The sequence below is a fragment of the Microbacterium sp. 22179 genome, assembly GCF_052045715.1.
GTDB classification, from domain to species: Bacteria; Actinomycetota; Actinomycetes; order Actinomycetales; family Microbacteriaceae; genus Microbacterium; species Microbacterium galbinum.
Map to the genome: position 1 here is coordinate 234004 of NZ_JBQEPJ010000003.1, position 17255 is coordinate 251258.

The window sequence follows — 17255 nt, forward strand, 5'->3', positions numbered from 1 at the left end:
TCGTGGGTCGTGGGGCGAGGCGCCTCAGGGTGCGAGGCGCGGGCGCGCTAGAGGGCGTGCCGACGTTCGGGGTCGACGTCGGGGCGGGTGGGTCCGTCGAAGCTGTTCATGCGCTCTCCTCCTCGAGATGCAGGACGACGATCGTCGTCGACCGCGTGGCATCCGATGAGGATGCGGCGGGCGTCTGACTCGGATGTTACCGGTAACAGTTTTGGGAACGCAAGAGCCGGTGTGCTCCGCGCACCACTCAGAGCCCGAGCCGCTCCAGATACGGGTTGACGAGACGCCGCTCCGGGTCGAAGCGCGCGGCGAGCGCGGCGAAGTCGTCGAAGCGCGGATACCGTTCGCGCACCTCGGCGGCGTCGAGCGTGAACACCTTGCCCCAGTGCGGGCGGGCGGTGGGCGGCAGCGCCGCTTCGAGCGTCGGCAGGAATGCGCGCACGGCCGCTTCGTCGGGCTTCCAGGTGAAGTGGATGCCGACGGCATCCGTGCCGTACGACGAACTCAGCCAGAGGTCGTCGGCCTTCACCGTGCGGATCTCGTTCACCAGCAGCAGCGGAGAGATCTGCCCGGCGAGCGAGCGCACGGCTTGGATCGCGGCGACGGCGTCGGCGCGGGGCACGAGGTACTCGCTCTGGATCTCGGCACCGGCCGAAGGGGTGAACTCGAGCTTGAAGTGCGCGAGCCGCTCGAACCACGGCCCGGGCGCGCCGAGCTGTTCGGTGCAGGCGACGGGGTCGACGCCGAGGATCGGATGCCGCTTGCTCGCCGCGGCTTCGGCCCCCAGGCTCTCGAACAGGGACTCGCGGGCGGCCTCGCGCGCCTCGGGGAGGCGCTGCTTGACCCAGATCTGGTCGGCGACGTCGGTGTGCTGCCAGGTCGAGAAGATGCTGACGCTCGTGCCGATGCCGGTGACCGCTTCGAGGTCGGTGAGGATCGCGTCCCACGACGGATGCTCGAAGACGTGCTGCGCGACGTCGTAGGTCGGCTCGACGTCGAGGGTGAGGTCGACGACCGCGCCGAGGGCACCGAGGCTCACGACCGCACCGTCGAAGTCGGCGTCGCCGCGACGCAGCTCGCGCGTCTCGCCACCCGGGGTGACGATCGTGAGGGCGCGCACGGCACTCGCGAGAGAGCCGATCGCGTTACCCGAGCCGTGCGTGCCGGTGGCGACGGCCCCGGCGACGGAGATGTGCGGCAGCGAGGCGAGGTTGGCGAGCCCGAGCCCCTCGGCGGCGAGCAGCGGGGCGATGTCGCCGTAGCGCAGTCCTCCGGCCACCCGCACGGCGTCGCGCTCCGGGTTCACCTCGAAGGCCGCGGGCAGTCGGTCGAGGGCGATCAGCGCGCCCTCGGTGTCGGCGATGTCGTTGAAGCAGTGGCGCGAGCCCAGCATCCGCACCGGTCCACCCTGTGCGAGCAGCGCCCGCAGCGCGTCGATCGACGCCGGGTGCTCGACCCGGGATGCCCGATAGGTGAGGTTGCCCGCCCAGTTGCGTTCGTTGCCCATCGCGCCAGCATAGCCAGGAACACATCCTCTACAACGATGTACTGCGGTGGATGACGACCCCGCCGGTAGGCTGACCGCATGACGACGACCCCGCCGCGCCGCGCGACGATGAAAGACGTCGCCGCTCTCGCCGGCGTCTCGCCGAAGACGGTCTCGAACGTCGTCACCGGCACCGTCCCCGTGAACGACGACACGCGCTCCAAGGTCGAAGCGGCGATGGCGCAGCTCGACTTCGTGCCGAATCTCAGCGCCCGCGGGTTGCGCAAGGGGCACTCGGGGATCATCGCCGTCGCCCTCCCCGATCTCGCGACCGCGTTCTCGGCCGAGCTCGTGCACCGCATCGTCGAAGCCGCGCACGAGCGGGGGCTGGCCGTGCAGATCGAGGAGACGGCATCCGAGCCCGAGCGTGAGAAGGAGCTCGTCTCCCGCGCCCGCGCCCACCTCGTCGACGGCCTGATCCTCAACCCCATCCGTCTCGAGGACAGCGTGCTCAAGTACGCCGACCGCCTGCCGCCGCTCGTCGTGATCGGCGAGGTCGAGCAGAACCGCGCCGATCACGTGCGCATCGACAGCCGGCTCGCCGCCGCCGACGCCACGCGGCACGTTCTCGCGCGCGGCGCCCGGCGGATCGCGGTGGTCGGCGCCGACGACGACCCCTCGGTCGCGACGGCGACGAGCCGCCTGCGACTCGAGGGCGTGCACGACGCACTGCGGGAGGCCGGCATCCCCCGCGACCCCGCGCTCGAGGTCAATCGTCTGCCGTGGGAGATGGCGGGCGGGGCGGATGCCGTGCGCACGCTGTTCGAGCGCGGCGTCGCCTTCGATGCGATCGTCGCCTTCACCGACTCCCTCGCCCTCGGTGCCCTGCACGCTCTGCACGACCGCGGTGTGCGCGTGCCGGAGGACGTGATCGTCACGGGCTTCGACGACGTCGAGTTCTCGAAGTACACCTCTCCCTCACTGACGACCATCGCGTTCGACCGTCGGGCCTTCGCGGTCGCCGCCCTCGGCCTGCTCGAGACCCGCATGGACGACCGGGCCGCTCCCCCGCGGGCGCTGACGCTGTCGCATCACCTCCTCGAGAGGGACAGCACGAAGGCCGCACCGCTCGGCTACCGCCCTTAGGCCCCGGCATCCGTTCGGGGCGCACGCTTGCGCCCGCGATTACATCGATGTAATGATGAGGCGTCCACCATCCGGTCACGAAGGAGTGACGATGACGCCCCCGCTCGATCTGTCCCGCCGGCAGTTCCTCACCGCCGCCACGCTCACCGCCGGCGCCGCACTGCTCGCCGGCTGCTCCCCCCTCTCCCCCGCCGGCTCTCGCACCGAGACCCTCCAGTTCTGGCACCTGCTCTCGGGAGGCGACGGCGTGACGATGTCGTCGCTGCTCGACGGCGTGAACTCGGCGCAGTCCGACTACCGCATCCGCCCCACCGTGCTCGCCTGGGGCACGCCGTACTACACGAAGCTCGCGATGGCGGGCGCCGGCGGACGCGCCCCCGACGTCGCGATCATGCACGCCACCCGCGTGAACGGCTGGGCCCCCGGCGGGCTCCTCGACACCTGGGACGTCGACCGCCTCGCCGAGCTCGGCGTCGATCGCTCCACCTTCCCGGGCCCGATCTGGGAGAAGGGCTTCGTCGGCGACCGGCTCTTCAGCATCGCCCTCGACGCCCACCCCTTCGTGCTCATGTTCAACACCGACATCTGCGACGCCGCAGGGGTGCTCGACTCCGACGGCACGCTGCGTGAGACCTCGTCGCCCGAGGAGTTCGTCGACCAGCTCCGCGAGGTCGGCGCCCAGGCGCCCGATCACGCGCTGTCGTTCGGCTACCTCGGCGACGGCGCGCAGATGTGGCGCCTGTTCTACGGCCTCTACGCCCAGCACGGCCTGCAGATCGAACTGCCCGTGGGCGGCAAGGCCGTGATCGACAAGGATGCCGCGGTCGAGGCGCTCCGCTTCATGCAGACGCTCCTCGACGGCGAGATCGCGGCCGCGCGCGCCGACTACGGCGGAGCCGTGGCCGAGTTCGCGACCGGCAAGAGCGGCATGCTCATGACCGGTGTCTGGGAGCTGCGCACGATGCAGGCCGCGAACCTGCCGTTCGATGCGACCACGATCCCGACCCTCTACGGCACACCCGCGGTGTACGCCGACTCGCACTCCTTCGTGCTGCCGCACCAGGCGAACGCGAACGACGAGCGCCGCGACCTCGTGTACCGCTTCGTCGCCGACATGCTGAAGGACTCGTTCCAGTGGGCCGAGGCCGGGCACATCCCCGCCTACCTCCCGGTCACCTCGTCGCCCGCCTACGACGACCTCGTGCCCCAGGCGCACTACGCCTCGGCCGCCGACCACGTCGTCTACGACCCGACCGCGTGGTTCACGGGCTCCGGCTCGAGCTTCCAGGGCGAGTTCGGGGCCGCGGTGCAGAACGTGCTCCTCTCGGGCGCCGATCCGGCCGCCGCGATCGACCGCTTCGAGGCGCGCGTGAACACGCTGCTGCGAAGGCCCAATCCGGCCGACCCCGAAGGGACGTGGAAGTCATGACCTCGACCGCCACCCGTACCCTCGTCACCGGCGGGGCATCCGATTTCCGTCTCCGCCGCGCCGGCTCCCGCAAGCGCGAGCAGCTCATCAGCTGGGCCTTCCTGGTTCCGTTCCTCATCGCCTTCGTGCTGTTCCTGGCATGGCCGATCCTGCACGGCATCTATCTGAGCTTCACCGACCAGTCGCTCACGGGCGCCGGCGGAGGGTTCGTCGGCTTCGCGAACTACGCCGAAGCCCTCGTCGATCCCGTCATGTGGCAGTCGATGTGGAACACGGTGTGGTTCACACTGCTGTCGACCGTGCCGCTCGTCGCCGTGGCCCTGCTCATGGCGGCACTCGTCGATCGCGGCCTGCCCGGGCAGTGGCTCTGGCGGCTGTCGTTCTTCATGCCGTATTTGCTCGCGTCCACCGTGATCTCGCAGATCTGGGTCTGGATCTTCAACCCGCAGATCGGCGCGGCAAACAACATCCTGAAGTTCTTCCGCCTCGAGCCGATCGCGTGGCTGCAGAACTCCGACACCAACATGCTGTCGATCGTGATCGCGACGGTGTGGTGGACGGTCGGGTTCAACTTCCTGCTCTACCTCGCAGCCATGCAGAACATCCCCCCGCAGCAGTACGAGGCGGCCTCCCTCGACGGGGCCGGCGCCTGGCGCCAGTTCTGGTCGATCACGCTCCCGCAACTGGGACCGGCCACCGTGCTGATCCTCATCCTGCAGATCCTCGCGTCGCTGAAGCTGTTCGACCAGGCGTACCAGATGCTCGGTGGTGTCGCGAGCGACACCACGCGCTCGATCGTGCAGTACATCTACGAGGCCGGCTTCGTGAACTACCGCTTCGGATACTCCGCGGCGATCTCGTACGTCTTCTTCGCCCTCATCGTCATCATCGGCGTCGCGCAGGCCCTGGTCACGCGTCGCAAGAAGGAGCAGTGATGTCCTCCGCCACCCTCATCCCCACCGAGCCCGCCTCCGACGACCACACCCGCACGCTCACCGTTCCCCGCCACCGTCGCACCGCGCGCCCGAAGCTCCCCGGCCAGAAGCCGTTCTCGCCGCTGCGCATCGCCGCGTTCGTGGTGCTGGCGCTCCTCGCGATCGGATGGCTGCTGCCGTTCCTCTGGGCGGTCGCGACCGCCTTCAAGACCGAGACGGATGCCGCATCCGGCGATCCCGGATGGATCGGCGCGAGCGGCCCCACCTTCGAGGCGTTCACGGCGATCCTCTCGCAGGGAAACGTGTACGTCTGGGCGCTCAACAGCCTGTGGACCTCGGTCGCCGTCACCCTCATCACGCTGACGATCTCGGCTCTGGCCGCCTACGCCTTCTCACGGCTCGACTTCACCGGCCGCAAGTGGCTGTTCGTCGTGATCATCGCCTCGATCGTCGTGCCGCCGCAGGTGCTGATCATCCCGCTGTTCTACGAGATGCTCGCGTTCAACCTGATCGACACGCACTGGGGTCTGATCCTGCCGCAGGTGGTGGCCCCGGCGATGGTGTTCATCCTCAAGAAGTTCTTCGACGCGATCCCGATCGAGCTCGAGGACGCCGCCCGCGTCGACGGCGCCAGCCGCTTGCGCATCTTCTGGTCGATCGTGCTGCCGCTGTCGCGGCCGATCCTGGCATCCGTGGCGATCTTCGTGTTCATCGGAGCGTGGAACAACTTCCTGTGGCCGTTCCTCGTCATCAACGACACCACGCTCATGACGCTGCCGGTCGGACTCCAGACCGTGATCAGCGCCTACGGCGTGCAGTACGCGCAGGTCATGGCCCAGGCCGTGCTCGCCGCGCTCCCGCTCATCGTCGTGTTCCTCATCTTCCAGAAGCAGATCGTCAAGGGAGTCGCGACGAGCGGCTTCGGCGGTCAGTGATCCCGCACCCCCGCACCCCGGCATCCGCCGCAACCAAGGAGAGCAATGTCTCACGCCCGCATCACCATCGACCGCGACTTCACCATCGCCGACGTTCCCCGGAGGCTCTTCGGGTCCTTCGTCGAGCACATGGGGCGCTGCGTGTACACCGGCATCTACGAGCCGGGGCACCCGCAGGCCGATGAACGCGGATTCCGTCAGGACGTTCTGTCCCTGGTGAAGGAGATGGGGCCGACGGTCGTGCGGTACCCGGGCGGCAACTTCGTCTCGGGTTACCGCTGGGAAGACGGCGTCGGCCCGGTCGAGGATCGCCCGGTGCGCATCGACGGTGCCTGGCACACCATCGAGACCAACGCCTTCGGCCTGCACGAGTTCATGGACTGGGCGAAGGAGGCCGACGTCGAGGTGATGGAGGCGATCAACCTCGGCACCCGCGGCGTCGAGGAGGCCCGCGCACTCGTCGAGTACACCAACCACCCGGGTGGCACGTACTGGTCGGACCTGCGCCGCAAGAACGGCGCCGAGCAGCCCTTCGACATCAAGCTGTGGTGCCTGGGCAACGAGCTCGACGGGCCGTGGCAGATCGGCGGCAAGACCGCTGCCGAGTACGGCCGTCTCGCACAGGAGTCGGCCAAGGCCATGAAGCTGGTCGACTCATCGATCGAGCTCGTGGCGGTCGGGTCGTCGAGCAGGTCGATGCCGACGTTCGGGTCGTGGGAGCACACCGTGCTCACCCACGCCTACGACGAGGTCGACTTCGTCTCGATGCACGCGTACTACCAGGAGCACGACTGCGACACGGAGTCGTTCCTCGCGGAGTCGGTCGATATGGACGGCTTCATCGAGGGCGTCATCGCGACGGTCGACGCCGTGAAGGCCGCCGGCAAGCACACCAAGCAGGTCGACATCTCGTTCGACGAGTGGAACGTGTGGGATCAGCGCAAGTACAACGACGTCGAGGCGGGCGAGATCGCGAAGGCCGGCTGGCGCGAGCACCCGCGCCTCATCGAGGACACCTACTCGGTGACGGATGCCGTCGTCGTCGGCACCCTGCTCAACAGCCTGCTGCGGCACGGAGACCGCGTGCGCATCGCCAACCAGGCGCAGCTCGTGAACGTGATCGCGCCGATCCGCTCGGAGGAGAACGGTCCGGCCTGGCGCCAGACCAGCTTCTGGCCGTTCGAGCGGATGGCGCGGCTGGCGAAGGGGCGCATCCTGCGCCTCGCCGTCTCGGCCTCGCAGATCGCGACCAAGCGCTACGGCGACGTCGATTCGGTCGATGCGGCCGCCACGTGGGACGAGGAGACCGGACGCCTGGTGGTGTTCGTGGCCAACCGCTCGCTCGACTCGGCGAACGACCTGACGATCGATCTGCACGGCCTCGGCGACCTGCGCGTGCGTCAGGCCGAGACGCTCACGATCCCCGAGGGCGGCGACCGCCGGACCGCCAACCTCGAGACGACCCCCGACACCGTGCACATGGTGCCGCTCGCCGCCGCCGAGATCGTCGACGGCACGGTGCGCGCGACCCTGCCGGCCCTGTCGTGGTCGGTCATCGAGCTCGAGGTGACGCGCGCCTGACCCCCTGGGTCCCTGAGCCTGTCGAAGGGCCCCACCACCCCGGGTCCCTGAGCCACCCCGGGTCCCTGAGCCTGTCGAAGGGCCCCAGACCGCGAAAGGGCCCGGCATCCATCTCGGATGCCGGGCCCTTTCGCGTGCCAGAGCGGATGCCGCGACTACTCCCAGACGACCTGCGGGGTCTCGGCCGCGAAGTCGACCTTCGGGGTCTTCAAGGCCGCGCCCGTCGCCAGGTACCTGCTGCCGCTCGGCGACTCGAACGTCGTGCTCATCCCGACAGAAGACTCCCATCGGGCTACCGTGCCGTCGGTCACGACGGTGACGGCGGCGAGCTTCGATTCCGACTCCAACGGGAGTTCGCGAGTAACGGTGCCATCCACGGGCGTGGGCCCGTTTTCCCCCGAATCGATGACGTCGTCTCCGCAGGGCGTCGTCAGAGTCTTCATCGCCGCGCACTCCTGGAGCGAGGCCGCGACGAGAGACCGGTACGTGGCCGTCGCGGCATCCGTGAGCACGGGGCGGAGGCCTTCGTATCGGTCTGATTCGTGCCCGCTGGCGACCACGACCGGCTCCCCCCGTTCGATCGTGAAGTTCGTGTTCGCGACGGCGAACTCATACGTCCCCGGGAAGAGCGTCAGCTCCCCCTCCACCGGGATGCCGTTCACGGTCAGACCCATCCCCGCGAACTCGTCCGTCGGAATGGTCTGCGTGCCGCTGAGGATGGCGAGGTCTCCGCTGAGCCCGATGCTCACCGCGATGTCCTGCGACACGGCCGTGTCACCGATCCGGAAGGAGACCGGCACCGCCACCTCGTCGTCGGCTATCTCCTCTGCCTCGCCCACGTCGATGTCGGTGATCGGCCCGCGTTCGAGAGACGCGGCGAGCATCTCATCGTTCAACGTCTCACCCTCGGCGAGGCCGAGAGCGACGTACTCGAGCGCGGCATCCGCGTCTCCATCGGCGAGGGCGTGCAGGTAGCCATCGACGAACTCCGAGGGCGATGCGGTTTCGTCGGATTGCTCCGAAGTCCCCGGCCCGCCGCCGCTGAGAGCCGGACTCATGAACGCGACGACGACCACGACCAGGGCGGCGACCACCGCGACGATCGTCGCCGTGGTCGTCCACCCGCGCCTCCGGGGCTGGGAGTCGAACGGATCAGGCGTCACTCCCAGACGACCTTCGGGGTCTCCACGGCGAAGTCGACCTTCGGGGTGAGGAGGCCCGAGTAGTAGGTCGTGTACGTACCCCGCTGACCCTCCGCGTTCTGCGCCTCGACGGAGATGTCGATGCCGAAGCTCTCATACGTCGAGACCACGGCACGGTCACTCACCTCGCCGACGAGTCCGGCGAGGGCCGCTTCGCCCTCGGCGTTCATCACGCGAGTCACCGTTCCGTCGACGACGGCGTATCCGTCCTTCTCCATGCCGGTCACGTCCATGCCGCACGGGGTGTTCAGCGTCTTCATCGCCAGGCACTCGCGCAGCGAGGTCGTGACGAGCTCGCGGTATGTCGCGATCCCTGAGTCACTCAGCGCGGGCCGGAGCATCGAGACTGCCTCCTCGCTCTTCTCGTCGGCGACGACGAGAGTCGACTCTCCCTCAACGGTGAACTCCTCGAGGGACGTGCCGAATTCGTAGGTACCGGGGAAGACCAGGGCGTCGTCCGGCACCTCCACGCCGTTGACGGTCAGCCCGACGTCGTCGAAGCCGTAGGTCGAGACCCGCGCGGCGCCGTCGAGCATCGTGATGTCACCGTCGTACGAACTCTGGTACATCTGGAATTCGCGCGACACCTCCTTGCCGCCGATGGTGAACGTGGCCGTCACGGTCACGTCGCTGTAGTCGCCCTCCTCGGCTTCGCCGACCTTGATGTCGTCGATGGGTCCGAGCTTCAGCGATGCCTCCAACACCTCATCGGTGAGCAGCGCGGCGCTGTACGACGAGGTGTCGATGTACTTCACCGCCTCCTCGGCATCCCCCTCGGAGACGGCCGTGAGGTAGGCCTCGACCCATTCCTCCGGAGTGGCCGCCGCCGGTGCGGCCTCGTCCTTATCGCCGCCCGCGCTCGAGCTGCCGCCGCCGAGCAGCGGCACGATGACGGCCGCCGCGAGGACCAGCAGAACGACGACGCCGCCGGCGATGATGCCGATGATCGCGCCGGTGGGCTGCTTCTTGTTGGGGCCGAACTCCGCACCCGCGGGCGCAGGAACAGGGCCCGGCGCATATCCGTGACCGGGAGCAGGAACGGGACCCGGTCCGTATTCCTGGCCGGGAGCGACGGGGGCGGGCTGCGGCTCCCCCGCCGGCAGCTGGTGTCCGCCGGGAAGGTACGCCGCCGCATCAGGAGCGGGCGGTGTCACAGGATTCGTCGGCGGGGTTCCCGGGTACCCCGGGGCAACCACTGGCGGCGGTGTCCCCGGCGTCGCGTCGGGTGCCGCACCGACGGGCGCGGGATCGTTGGACTGAGGGGTCTCCGGTGTCTCGTGTTCACTCACAAGAACAGCATAATGTCCTCATTTGTGGCATATCGGTATGCCTTTCCACTCCCGTGAGAGGCGAGCGCCCGGCCCCCGCACCCACCGCCCGCGCTACGCGAACCGCGCGACCTGCACGAGGGTCGCCCCCGATCCCCGACGCACGAACCGCCCGCGCCCCGGCACCATCTGCTCGGCGTACACCTTCGCCAGCAGCGGGCCCTCGCCGCGATCGCCGCTCATCACCAGCGTCGATCCGCCGGTGTCGCGCAGCGCCTGGAGCGACGAGTCGAACATCGCCCGCGATGCCCCCAGCACCGGCCGGGTGAGCACGACGTTCAGGCCGAGGTCGCGCGCCGAGGCGAGGTACGGCAGCAGCGGCCGCAACGGCTCGGTGCCGCCCGCCGCCAGCACGTCGAAGTCGTCGATCACCACGAGGATCCTCGGCCCCGATGCCTTCGCTGCCTGCCGCTTCTCGAGTTCCATCGCGATCGACTCCGCGAGCTGGCGCGCCAACGGAGCGGTGGCGGCGTGCCCGCCGAGGTACGGCTCGGGCACCTCGTCTGCGAGATCGCCGCGCACATCCATCAGCGCGATGACCAGGTCGTCCGGCGTGTGGCCCGCGAGCGCGCCCCGGACGATGCCCCGCAGCACGGTCGTCTTTCCGCACCCGGTGTCTCCGAGCACCATCAGGTGCGGATCGTTGCGCGCGAGGTCGAGCGAGAACGCCTTCATCGTGTCCTGCCGCAGCCCCAGGGGGATCATCGACGGATCGATCCCGGCATCCGCAAGCGTCTGCGGGTCGAGGTCCTCCGGAAGCAGCCGGATGGGCGCCGCCTCCGGCCCCGCCCACGACTCCGCAGACTGCCGCGCGAGCGCCTCCAGCATCTCGCCGACGCCCACCGAGTCGTCGTCCTCGAGCACCGGGAGCGCCACCTGCGCGAACTCCGAGGCATCCGTCAGCGCACGCCCTGGTTCATCGCGCCGCAGCGACGACGAGAGCTTGCGCGAGACCTGCGAGTCGCTCGGGTCGTTGAGCCCCAGTTCGATCCGCGTGCCGATCACTCCCTGCTGCGGCGAGCGCAGATCGTTCCAGCGATTGAGCGTGACCACGACGTGGATGCCGAAGCTGCCGCCGCGATCGAGGAGACGCTGCAGCGCCCCCTCGTACTCCTCGAAATCGGCACGCAGCGTCGCATAGCCGTCGACGAGCAGCACGACATCGGCCGAGGGCAACTGCGGGAGTTCGCCGGCGGCGTGCCGGCGACGCAACTCATCGACCGAGTCGATCCCCTCCGCGCGGAACGCCTGCTCGCGCACCCCGAGCATGGTCGTGAGCTCCTCGAGCACGCGACCCACCCGCTCCCGATGCCCGCGCGTCGCGACACCACCCACGTGCGGGAATCCCTCGATGCGTGCGAGGCCGCCGCCGGTGAGGTCGAGTCCGTACACGCTCACCTGGCGCGGTGTACGGGTCACCGCGATCGACGCCGCGACCGTTCGCAGGAAGGTCGAGCGACCGGACTGCGGTGCGCCCATCACGCTGACATGCCCGCCGGAGCGGGTCAGATCGAGCCTCCACGGCTGCTGGCGCTGCTGCACCGGTTCATCGAGCAGACCGATCGGAATGCTCAGCCCCGCGGCATCCTCGATCGCACCGCTCGACGGCAGCAGCCCACCGAGCGTGACCCGCGTGGGAAGGGGCGGTAACCAGACCGGACGCGTGCGGACCGCGCCCTTCGCCAGCCCCTCGACGGCTACGTCGACCACTGTTCGCTCGAGCGGCATGTTCTCCGTCGCGGAGATCTCCTGCACCCCCGCGGCCCCGTCGGCCTCGACCGCGGGGAGCGGCTGAACGACGTCGTACGCCGAGATCATCCTCATCCGTGGCACCTCGGTCGTCTCGACCGGCCGATCCCGGAGGTCGTCGACGGGCCCCGAGACGTAGCCCGCGCGCAGTCGGGTGTAGATCGAGGTGTCGACCTTGAGGTAGGCGTAGCCCGGGATCGCCGGCAGGTGGAACGCGTCCTGCGTGTCGAGCACCATGGCGCTCTCGGCCGCCGAGAACGTGCGCAGTCCGATCCGATACGACAGATAGGTCTCGAGCCCGCGGAGCTTGCCCGCCTCGATCCGCTGGCTCGAGAGCAACAGGTGCACACCGATCGAGCGGCCGATGCGTCCGATCGTGAGCAGCAGATCGACGAACTCCGGCTCCGCGGTGAGGAGCTCGCCGAACTCGTCGATCACGAGGAACAGATGGGGCAACGGCGGCAACTCGGGGCGACTGCGTCGGAGCTGCCGGTACTGCGTGATCGATGCCGAGTTGTCGGCGGCCTTGAGGAGCTGCTGGCGGCGCACGACCTCCCCATTGATGCTCGCGCGCGCCCGCTCGGTGAGCTGCGGATCGTCGGCGAGGTTGTCGATGATCCCGGCGACGTGGGGGAGACGCGCGAACGGTGCGAACGCCGCCCCGCCCTTGTAGTCGACGAGGATCATGCTGAGATCGTCCGGCCCGTGCGTGGCTGCCAGCCCGAGCACGAGGGTGCGCAGCAGCTCGCTCTTGCCCGACCCCGTCGCACCGATGCAGATGCCGTGCGGCCCCATACCGAGCTGCGCGGATTCCTTGAGGTCGATGAGCACCGGAGCGCCCGCGTCGTCGACTCCGATCGGCACGCGGAGGAAGTCCGCGGAGGAGCGCGGCACCCATGCCCGACGCGGATCGATCTGCGCCACGTCGCCGAGGCCGAGGAGTTCGCCGAGGTCGGGCGCCACCGCATCGGTCGCCTCGGCCGCCGTCGCCCTGCTCATCCGCAGGGCGGCGAGCGGACGCGCGATCGTCTCGAGCAGCGCCTGCCCGACGGCATCCGCCGCGCAGAGCACCGGGTCCCCCGGCTCGGCCGGGTTCTCGATCGCGCAGCCGACCGCATCGACCGCGACGCGGGCGACGACGTGCTCGGGCTCCTTGAGGCGATCGTCGACGAGGTGCACGATCGTGATGCCCAGGTCAGCGGCGTCGAGCACCGAGTCCCAGCGCGGCGGAGTCGTCGCGTATCCGTCGCCCTCATCGACGAAGAGCACGAGCCGCACGGGCCGGATGCGGCGTCCGGCCCGGCGTGCCGCCGTCGTGGCGGCCACGCGATCCCGCAGTTCCGGCGCGATCAGAGCGAGCAGGTCGTCGAGCGTCGGCGCGATGCGGCGCGCCACGGGCTGATCGGCGGCAGGGCGCGGCGCTCCTGCGTGCGGGAGCAGGTCGAATCCGCGCCAGTCGCCGAGGGCGGATGCGGGGATCACGGCCGCGAGATGCACCTCGTCGGGAGAGTGGAACGTCGCGATCTGCACCGCGATCGATCGCGCCACCTGCAACACCCGCGTCCGGTCGCCGACGATCGCGTACTGCCCGCCCGTCGAGAGGTCGATCGTCGCCGGCATCCCCTGCACCACTCCCGCGGAGCGCACCAAACGCTCGGCGGCCGCCTTCATGATCGGGTCGTACGGCTGCACCGGATTCGATTCCTCGGGCAGCACCACCGGAAGCACCGGGAGGTCGCCGGTGCCGATGCGCACCTGCAGGAAGTCGGGGTCGGATGGGCGGCATTCCCAGCGACGCGCCGGGTCGTGCCCGAGCTCGACGAGCGCCGAGGGCGACGGATGCCGGGTGAGCGCCGCCCTCCGCACGTGCGCCACCCGATCGCGCTGCTCGGCGCGGACGTGCTCGAGGTGGTCGAGATAGCGCTCGCGCTGCATTCGACGCTGACGTGCCGCGTTTCCGCGCGTCGTGAAGGCCATGCCGATGCCGCCGACCAGAGCGACGACGAGGATCACCGCGCCGATCACGACGAACATCGGGTTGCCGCGGAGGAGCACCATCATGGTGATCGACGAGAGGCTGCCGACGATCGGCAGCACCGACTGCACCGGGAAACCGGCGGCGTTGTCGTTGCTCGCCGGCGGAGCGGTGAGCACGATGCCCTCCGGGGATTCCGCCGGGAGGACGGCCCGAGCAGGACGATGGACGATGGACTGCGTCATGCGCCGACCTTCCCGACGAGTGTGCCCGCGAGACGGAGCAGGGCCTGGCGCGCCCGGAAGGATCGCGCCGGCTCTCCCCCGGCCAACGCCGTATCGTGCGGCACGACGATCACCGGCTGCTCGGTCTGCGCCGCGATCACCGCGGGAACCCGTCGCGATTCCCTGCTCGCGTCGACGAGGGCGACGACCGCCCGCGGACTCCCCGGCAGGGCGTCGATCGCCTCGACCACGACCCGGGCCAGTTCCGCCCCCTCGCGCCGTGCGGGAGCGACGACGCAGACCGCATCGCAGAGCCCGGCGATCTCAGCGATCTCACGATCGGGATCACGCGGACCGAAGTCCGCGATCACGAGGTCGTGGAAGCGCATGACGGGTGAGACCTCACGCTCCCACGCGGCGACCGGGCGGGCCGCGGCATCCGACGGTCGGGCCCCGAGCACACCCGACGTCATCTGCAGCAGCTGCCGAGCGTCGCCGCTCGTGCGGAGCACGCGTCGGTCCCGACGCGGTGACGTCTCGACGATCCCGAGCCGCCGGGCGAGGTCGCCCTCGGGCGAGAGGTCCGCGACGAGCGGTGGAGCAGCGCGCCGTCGAGCGACGAGGCGTACGATCTCACCCGCGACCGTCGTCGCACCTGCTCCGGCGGAGAGCTGGACGAAGCCGATCCGACGGACCGTGCTCATCGGTCGAGTGATCGCGGCATCCCACGCCGCGAACCGGGTGAGGAGCGCTGCACCGCTGCCGAACATCGCCACGGGGATCGCCCCGCGGTCGAACGGCATCACGCACCCCCTCCGAACAGTGCGAGCAGATCGGCGTAGATCCCGAAGACTCCCACGGCCATCGGCACGATCGCGATCACGGCAGCGGTCTCCAGCGCGTCGCCGAAGGAGCGGAGCCGCGCTCGCTGATGCGCTTTCGGGCGGGCGAGCCCGGCGATGGCCGCTGTCACGCCGATCACCACGGCACCGGCGACGACGGTCCACCCGAGCGAACCGTTCACGATCAGGGTCGCCGCGGCGACGGCGCCGATGCCGATCCCGGCTGCCCAGAGAAGGAAGCCCTGCGACCGGAGCGGGAACGCCCGCGATCGCAGCAGCACCACGAGCGCGAGCGACGCCGCGAGGAGCCTCGGCCAGACGGCATCCGTCATCCAGAGGACGATGCCGCAGAGGACGAGCACCGCGGCCAGCACCGCCACGACCCAGTCGAGGGTGCGATACGCGTCGGACACGGCGCCCAACGCGGCGGGTCTCGGCAGATCGGCGCTCTCGGCCGCCCGATGGTCGAGGCCCGTGAGACCGGAGGCCGAGAGCGCGAGCCACGGCACGAGTCCGAGGAGCACGGCGGCGACGACGCCGATCACCGCGGCCGCCTGATCGTGGCGCATGCCCATCACCAGTGCCGTCAGCAGCGGCACCGTCAGCACGATCCCCAGGGCACCGCCGACCATCGCGCCGCGCGAGCCCCGCGCGACCCCTCCCCCGATCAGGAGCACCGCCGACCAGACGAGCGCGACCCACAGAGCGGTGATCGGAAGGACGGATGCCGGGTGCGCCGCGGCCTGAGCCGCCGCCGCGTGCAGCGCGGCAGGCACGCCCGCCCCCACCGCCGCGGTCACCATGACGGCCGCCGGCCGACGTCGGCCGAACAGACCGAAGCCCACGGCGAAGACGAGGAGCAGGCCGAGCAGACCGAAGCGCACGGCACCGCCGGCGACGCCGTCGAACGGCACCGCGATCGACGCGGCAGCCGCGGACAGCGCGACGACGACCGCGCCGACGGCGGCCCTCGATGCGTCGCTCCAGCGGTCGTCGCGGTTCTCGAGCTCGTCGGCGAGCACGTCGACCACGTCGATGACCATCGGTGGCGGCGGCGCGGAATCGAACGGGAGCAGGCGCAGCACCGAACCGTCGACGAGACTCTGCTCACGGGCGGAGCGCTCGAGGTCGAGCGAGTCCCCGATCGCGGTGACGAGCGCGAGGGGGCGTCCGCCGGCACCGGAGGGCTCCGCCAGAGCATCGATCAGCTGCGGCAGCAGACTGCCGAGCGGGTCATCGCTCGACACCGCGATCTCGGCGCGCCGAGACGAACCCCGAACGCTCAGGCGCGTGTAGTCGCTCACACCGTCTCCTCTTCGATGATGCTGATCGACGCGTTCTGCCGCGCCTTCTCCGCCGCCTGCGCCTGGAGCAGGTCGGTGACGAACGAGATGCCGACGCACACCGCGCAGGCGAGCGCCGCCACGATGAGGGAGGCGATGAATCGGCGGACGTTGTCGTTCACCGTGCGTCGATCCGGGATGCGCCCGTGCAGCAGTACCGAACCGAGCCGAAAGCGCTGCGTGCGCGCCTCCTCGATGAGGGCGCGATCGCGGAGGTCAGGCATGGTGCACTCCTCGGGAGGCTTCGTCGCGTTCATCGGCCGCATCGGAGACACCCCGGCGATCCCGGCGGGAGCCGGCGATCGTGAGGCTGCGATCACCCAGCCAGAGCACGGCGTCCGCGGGCATGCGCGTGGGCACGAACGGGTCGAGCGACGCGCGCTCCACGCCGACCTCCATCGCCGTCCCGTTGGCGGAGCCGAGGTCGGTGACCCACACGCTCTCGCCGTCCCATTCGAGCCGGGCGTGGGTCTTCGACAGTGTGCGCGAGAGGTCCGGCCAGGAGAATCGCTGCTCGCCCCGGGCATCCGTCGTCGGGTTCCTGCCGACGACCAGAGCGCGCGCGAACGGAAGTCGCTGACCCGAGTCCAGCAGCGCGACGGTGTTCGTCGCCCGCGCGGGCGGATGCTGCGCGGCGGCGCGCTCGGGGAACCGGTAGAGCGCCACGGCGGAGGAGATCGGATCGCGACCGCGACGGATGTCGAGCACCCGGAGCCGGCGACCGACGAGGTCGGCGACGAGGAGGCGTCCGGAGGGGCATCCGCTCGATCGCTCGACGATGCGGAGCCCGAACATCCGCGCGCCGAGCGTACGCCCGTCGTAGGCGAGGGCGATCACCTGACCCCCTGCGATCCCCAGCGTGAGCAGCACGAGCCCCGCACCCGCGAGAGTCTCCCCTGCCGCAGACGCCAGCACGGCGCAGATCAGCGGCACGAGAACGGTGAGGGTGTCCGATACCAGGGCGGGACACCACGCCCTGGTATCGGCTCGCACGCTGTAGACGAACGCGTCGACGCCGCCATCCGTCTTTCCAGCCGTGCTCATGACCCCCCTTTGTGGAGTGCGCCCCACGCGCACCCA

Annotated in this window: 13 protein-coding genes; 5 read left to right on the forward strand and 8 right to left on the reverse strand. The window is 70.0% G+C overall.

Going from position 1 to position 17255, the window contains the following annotated elements; genetic code table 11:
* Positions 1–247 precede the first annotated feature (247 nt).
* A complete protein-coding gene (locus ACTJKK_RS08795; RefSeq protein ID WP_440747694.1) occupies positions 248–1507 on the reverse strand; it encodes a D-arabinono-1,4-lactone oxidase in 1260 nt (419 codons plus the stop codon).
* Between the two features lie 78 nt (positions 1508–1585).
* Between ACTJKK_RS08795 and ACTJKK_RS08800 the strand changes: the two genes are divergently transcribed.
* From ACTJKK_RS08800 to arfA, 5 genes are all read left to right on the forward strand, one after another.
* Positions 1586–2632, forward strand: a complete 1047-nt coding sequence (locus ACTJKK_RS08800) for a LacI family DNA-binding transcriptional regulator (protein WP_247956943.1) — start codon at positions 1586–1588, stop codon at positions 2630–2632.
* A 91-nt stretch (positions 2633–2723) separates the two neighbouring features.
* Complete coding sequence (locus ACTJKK_RS08805; RefSeq protein ID WP_440747695.1) at positions 2724–4061, forward strand: extracellular solute-binding protein; 1338 nt, start codon at positions 2724–2726, stop codon at positions 4059–4061.
* Complete coding sequence (locus tag ACTJKK_RS08810; protein ID WP_440747696.1) at positions 4058–4996, forward strand: carbohydrate ABC transporter permease; 939 nt, start codon at positions 4058–4060, stop codon at positions 4994–4996. The genes ACTJKK_RS08805 and ACTJKK_RS08810 overlap by 4 nt, the downstream gene beginning before the upstream one ends.
* Positions 4996–5931: a carbohydrate ABC transporter permease gene (locus tag ACTJKK_RS08815; RefSeq protein WP_440747697.1), complete on the forward strand. Its 936-nt coding sequence runs from the start codon at positions 4996–4998 to the stop codon at positions 5929–5931. Before ACTJKK_RS08810 ends, ACTJKK_RS08815 begins: the two co-directional genes overlap by 1 nt.
* A gap of 45 nt (positions 5932–5976) precedes the next feature.
* The gene (gene arfA, locus ACTJKK_RS08820) at positions 5977–7512 is read left to right on the forward strand and encodes an arabinosylfuranosidase ArfA (protein WP_440747698.1); all 1536 of its coding nucleotides are present in this window, start codon (positions 5977–5979) and stop codon (positions 7510–7512) included.
* 155 nt (positions 7513–7667) lie between these two features.
* Here arfA and ACTJKK_RS08825 read toward each other — a convergent pair whose 3' ends face one another.
* The 7 genes from ACTJKK_RS08825 to ACTJKK_RS08855 form a co-directional block, all read right to left on the reverse strand.
* Positions 7668–8675, reverse strand: coding sequence for a hypothetical protein (locus ACTJKK_RS08825; RefSeq protein WP_440747699.1), 1008 nt, complete (start codon positions 8673–8675; stop codon positions 7668–7670).
* Positions 8672–9868: a hypothetical protein gene (locus ACTJKK_RS08830; RefSeq protein ID WP_440747700.1), complete on the reverse strand. Its 1197-nt coding sequence runs from the start codon at positions 9866–9868 to the stop codon at positions 8672–8674. Before ACTJKK_RS08830 ends, ACTJKK_RS08825 begins: the two co-directional genes overlap by 4 nt.
* Before the next feature lie 228 nt (positions 9869–10096).
* The gene (eccCa, locus tag ACTJKK_RS08835; protein ID WP_440747701.1) at positions 10097–14011 is read right to left on the reverse strand and encodes a type VII secretion protein EccCa; all 3915 of its coding nucleotides are present in this window, start codon (positions 14009–14011) and stop codon (positions 10097–10099) included.
* Positions 14008–14793, reverse strand: a complete 786-nt coding sequence (locus ACTJKK_RS08840) for a hypothetical protein (RefSeq protein WP_440747702.1) — start codon at positions 14791–14793, stop codon at positions 14008–14010. The genes eccCa and ACTJKK_RS08840 overlap by 4 nt, the downstream gene beginning before the upstream one ends.
* Complete coding sequence (locus ACTJKK_RS08845) at positions 14793–16136, reverse strand: EsaB/YukD family protein (RefSeq protein ID WP_440747703.1); 1344 nt, start codon at positions 16134–16136, stop codon at positions 14793–14795. Before ACTJKK_RS08845 ends, ACTJKK_RS08840 begins: the two co-directional genes overlap by 1 nt.
* Complete coding sequence (locus ACTJKK_RS08850; protein ID WP_440747704.1) at positions 16133–16399, reverse strand: hypothetical protein; 267 nt, start codon at positions 16397–16399, stop codon at positions 16133–16135. Before ACTJKK_RS08850 ends, ACTJKK_RS08845 begins: the two co-directional genes overlap by 4 nt.
* On the reverse strand, positions 16392–17219 hold the full coding sequence (locus ACTJKK_RS08855) for an FHA domain-containing protein (protein WP_440747705.1): 828 nt from the start codon (positions 17217–17219) through the stop codon (positions 16392–16394). The genes ACTJKK_RS08850 and ACTJKK_RS08855 overlap by 8 nt, the downstream gene beginning before the upstream one ends.
* Positions 17220–17255: the final 36 nt, after the last annotated feature.

Coding starts and splice junctions, on each gene's coding strand:
- ACTJKK_RS08795 (WP_440747694.1), bottom strand. CDS start 1,507: ATGGGCAACGAACGCAACTGGGCGGGCAACCTCACCTATCGGGCATCC.
- ACTJKK_RS08800 (WP_247956943.1), top strand. CDS start 1,586: ATGACGACGACCCCGCCGCGCCGCGCGACGATGAAAGACGTCGCCGCT.
- ACTJKK_RS08805 (WP_440747695.1), top strand. CDS start 2,724: ATGACGCCCCCGCTCGATCTGTCCCGCCGGCAGTTCCTCACCGCCGCC.
- ACTJKK_RS08810 (WP_440747696.1), top strand. CDS start 4,058: ATGACCTCGACCGCCACCCGTACCCTCGTCACCGGCGGGGCATCCGAT.
- ACTJKK_RS08815 (WP_440747697.1), top strand. CDS start 4,996: ATGTCCTCCGCCACCCTCATCCCCACCGAGCCCGCCTCCGACGACCAC.
- arfA (WP_440747698.1), top strand. CDS start 5,977: ATGTCTCACGCCCGCATCACCATCGACCGCGACTTCACCATCGCCGAC.
- eccCa (WP_440747701.1), bottom strand. CDS start 14,011: ATGACGCAGTCCATCGTCCATCGTCCTGCTCGGGCCGTCCTCCCGGCG.
- ACTJKK_RS08840 (WP_440747702.1), bottom strand. CDS start 14,793: ATGCCGTTCGACCGCGGGGCGATCCCCGTGGCGATGTTCGGCAGCGGT.
- ACTJKK_RS08850 (WP_440747704.1), bottom strand. CDS start 16,399: ATGCCTGACCTCCGCGATCGCGCCCTCATCGAGGAGGCGCGCACGCAG.
- ACTJKK_RS08855 (WP_440747705.1), bottom strand. CDS start 17,219: ATGAGCACGGCTGGAAAGACGGATGGCGGCGTCGACGCGTTCGTCTAC.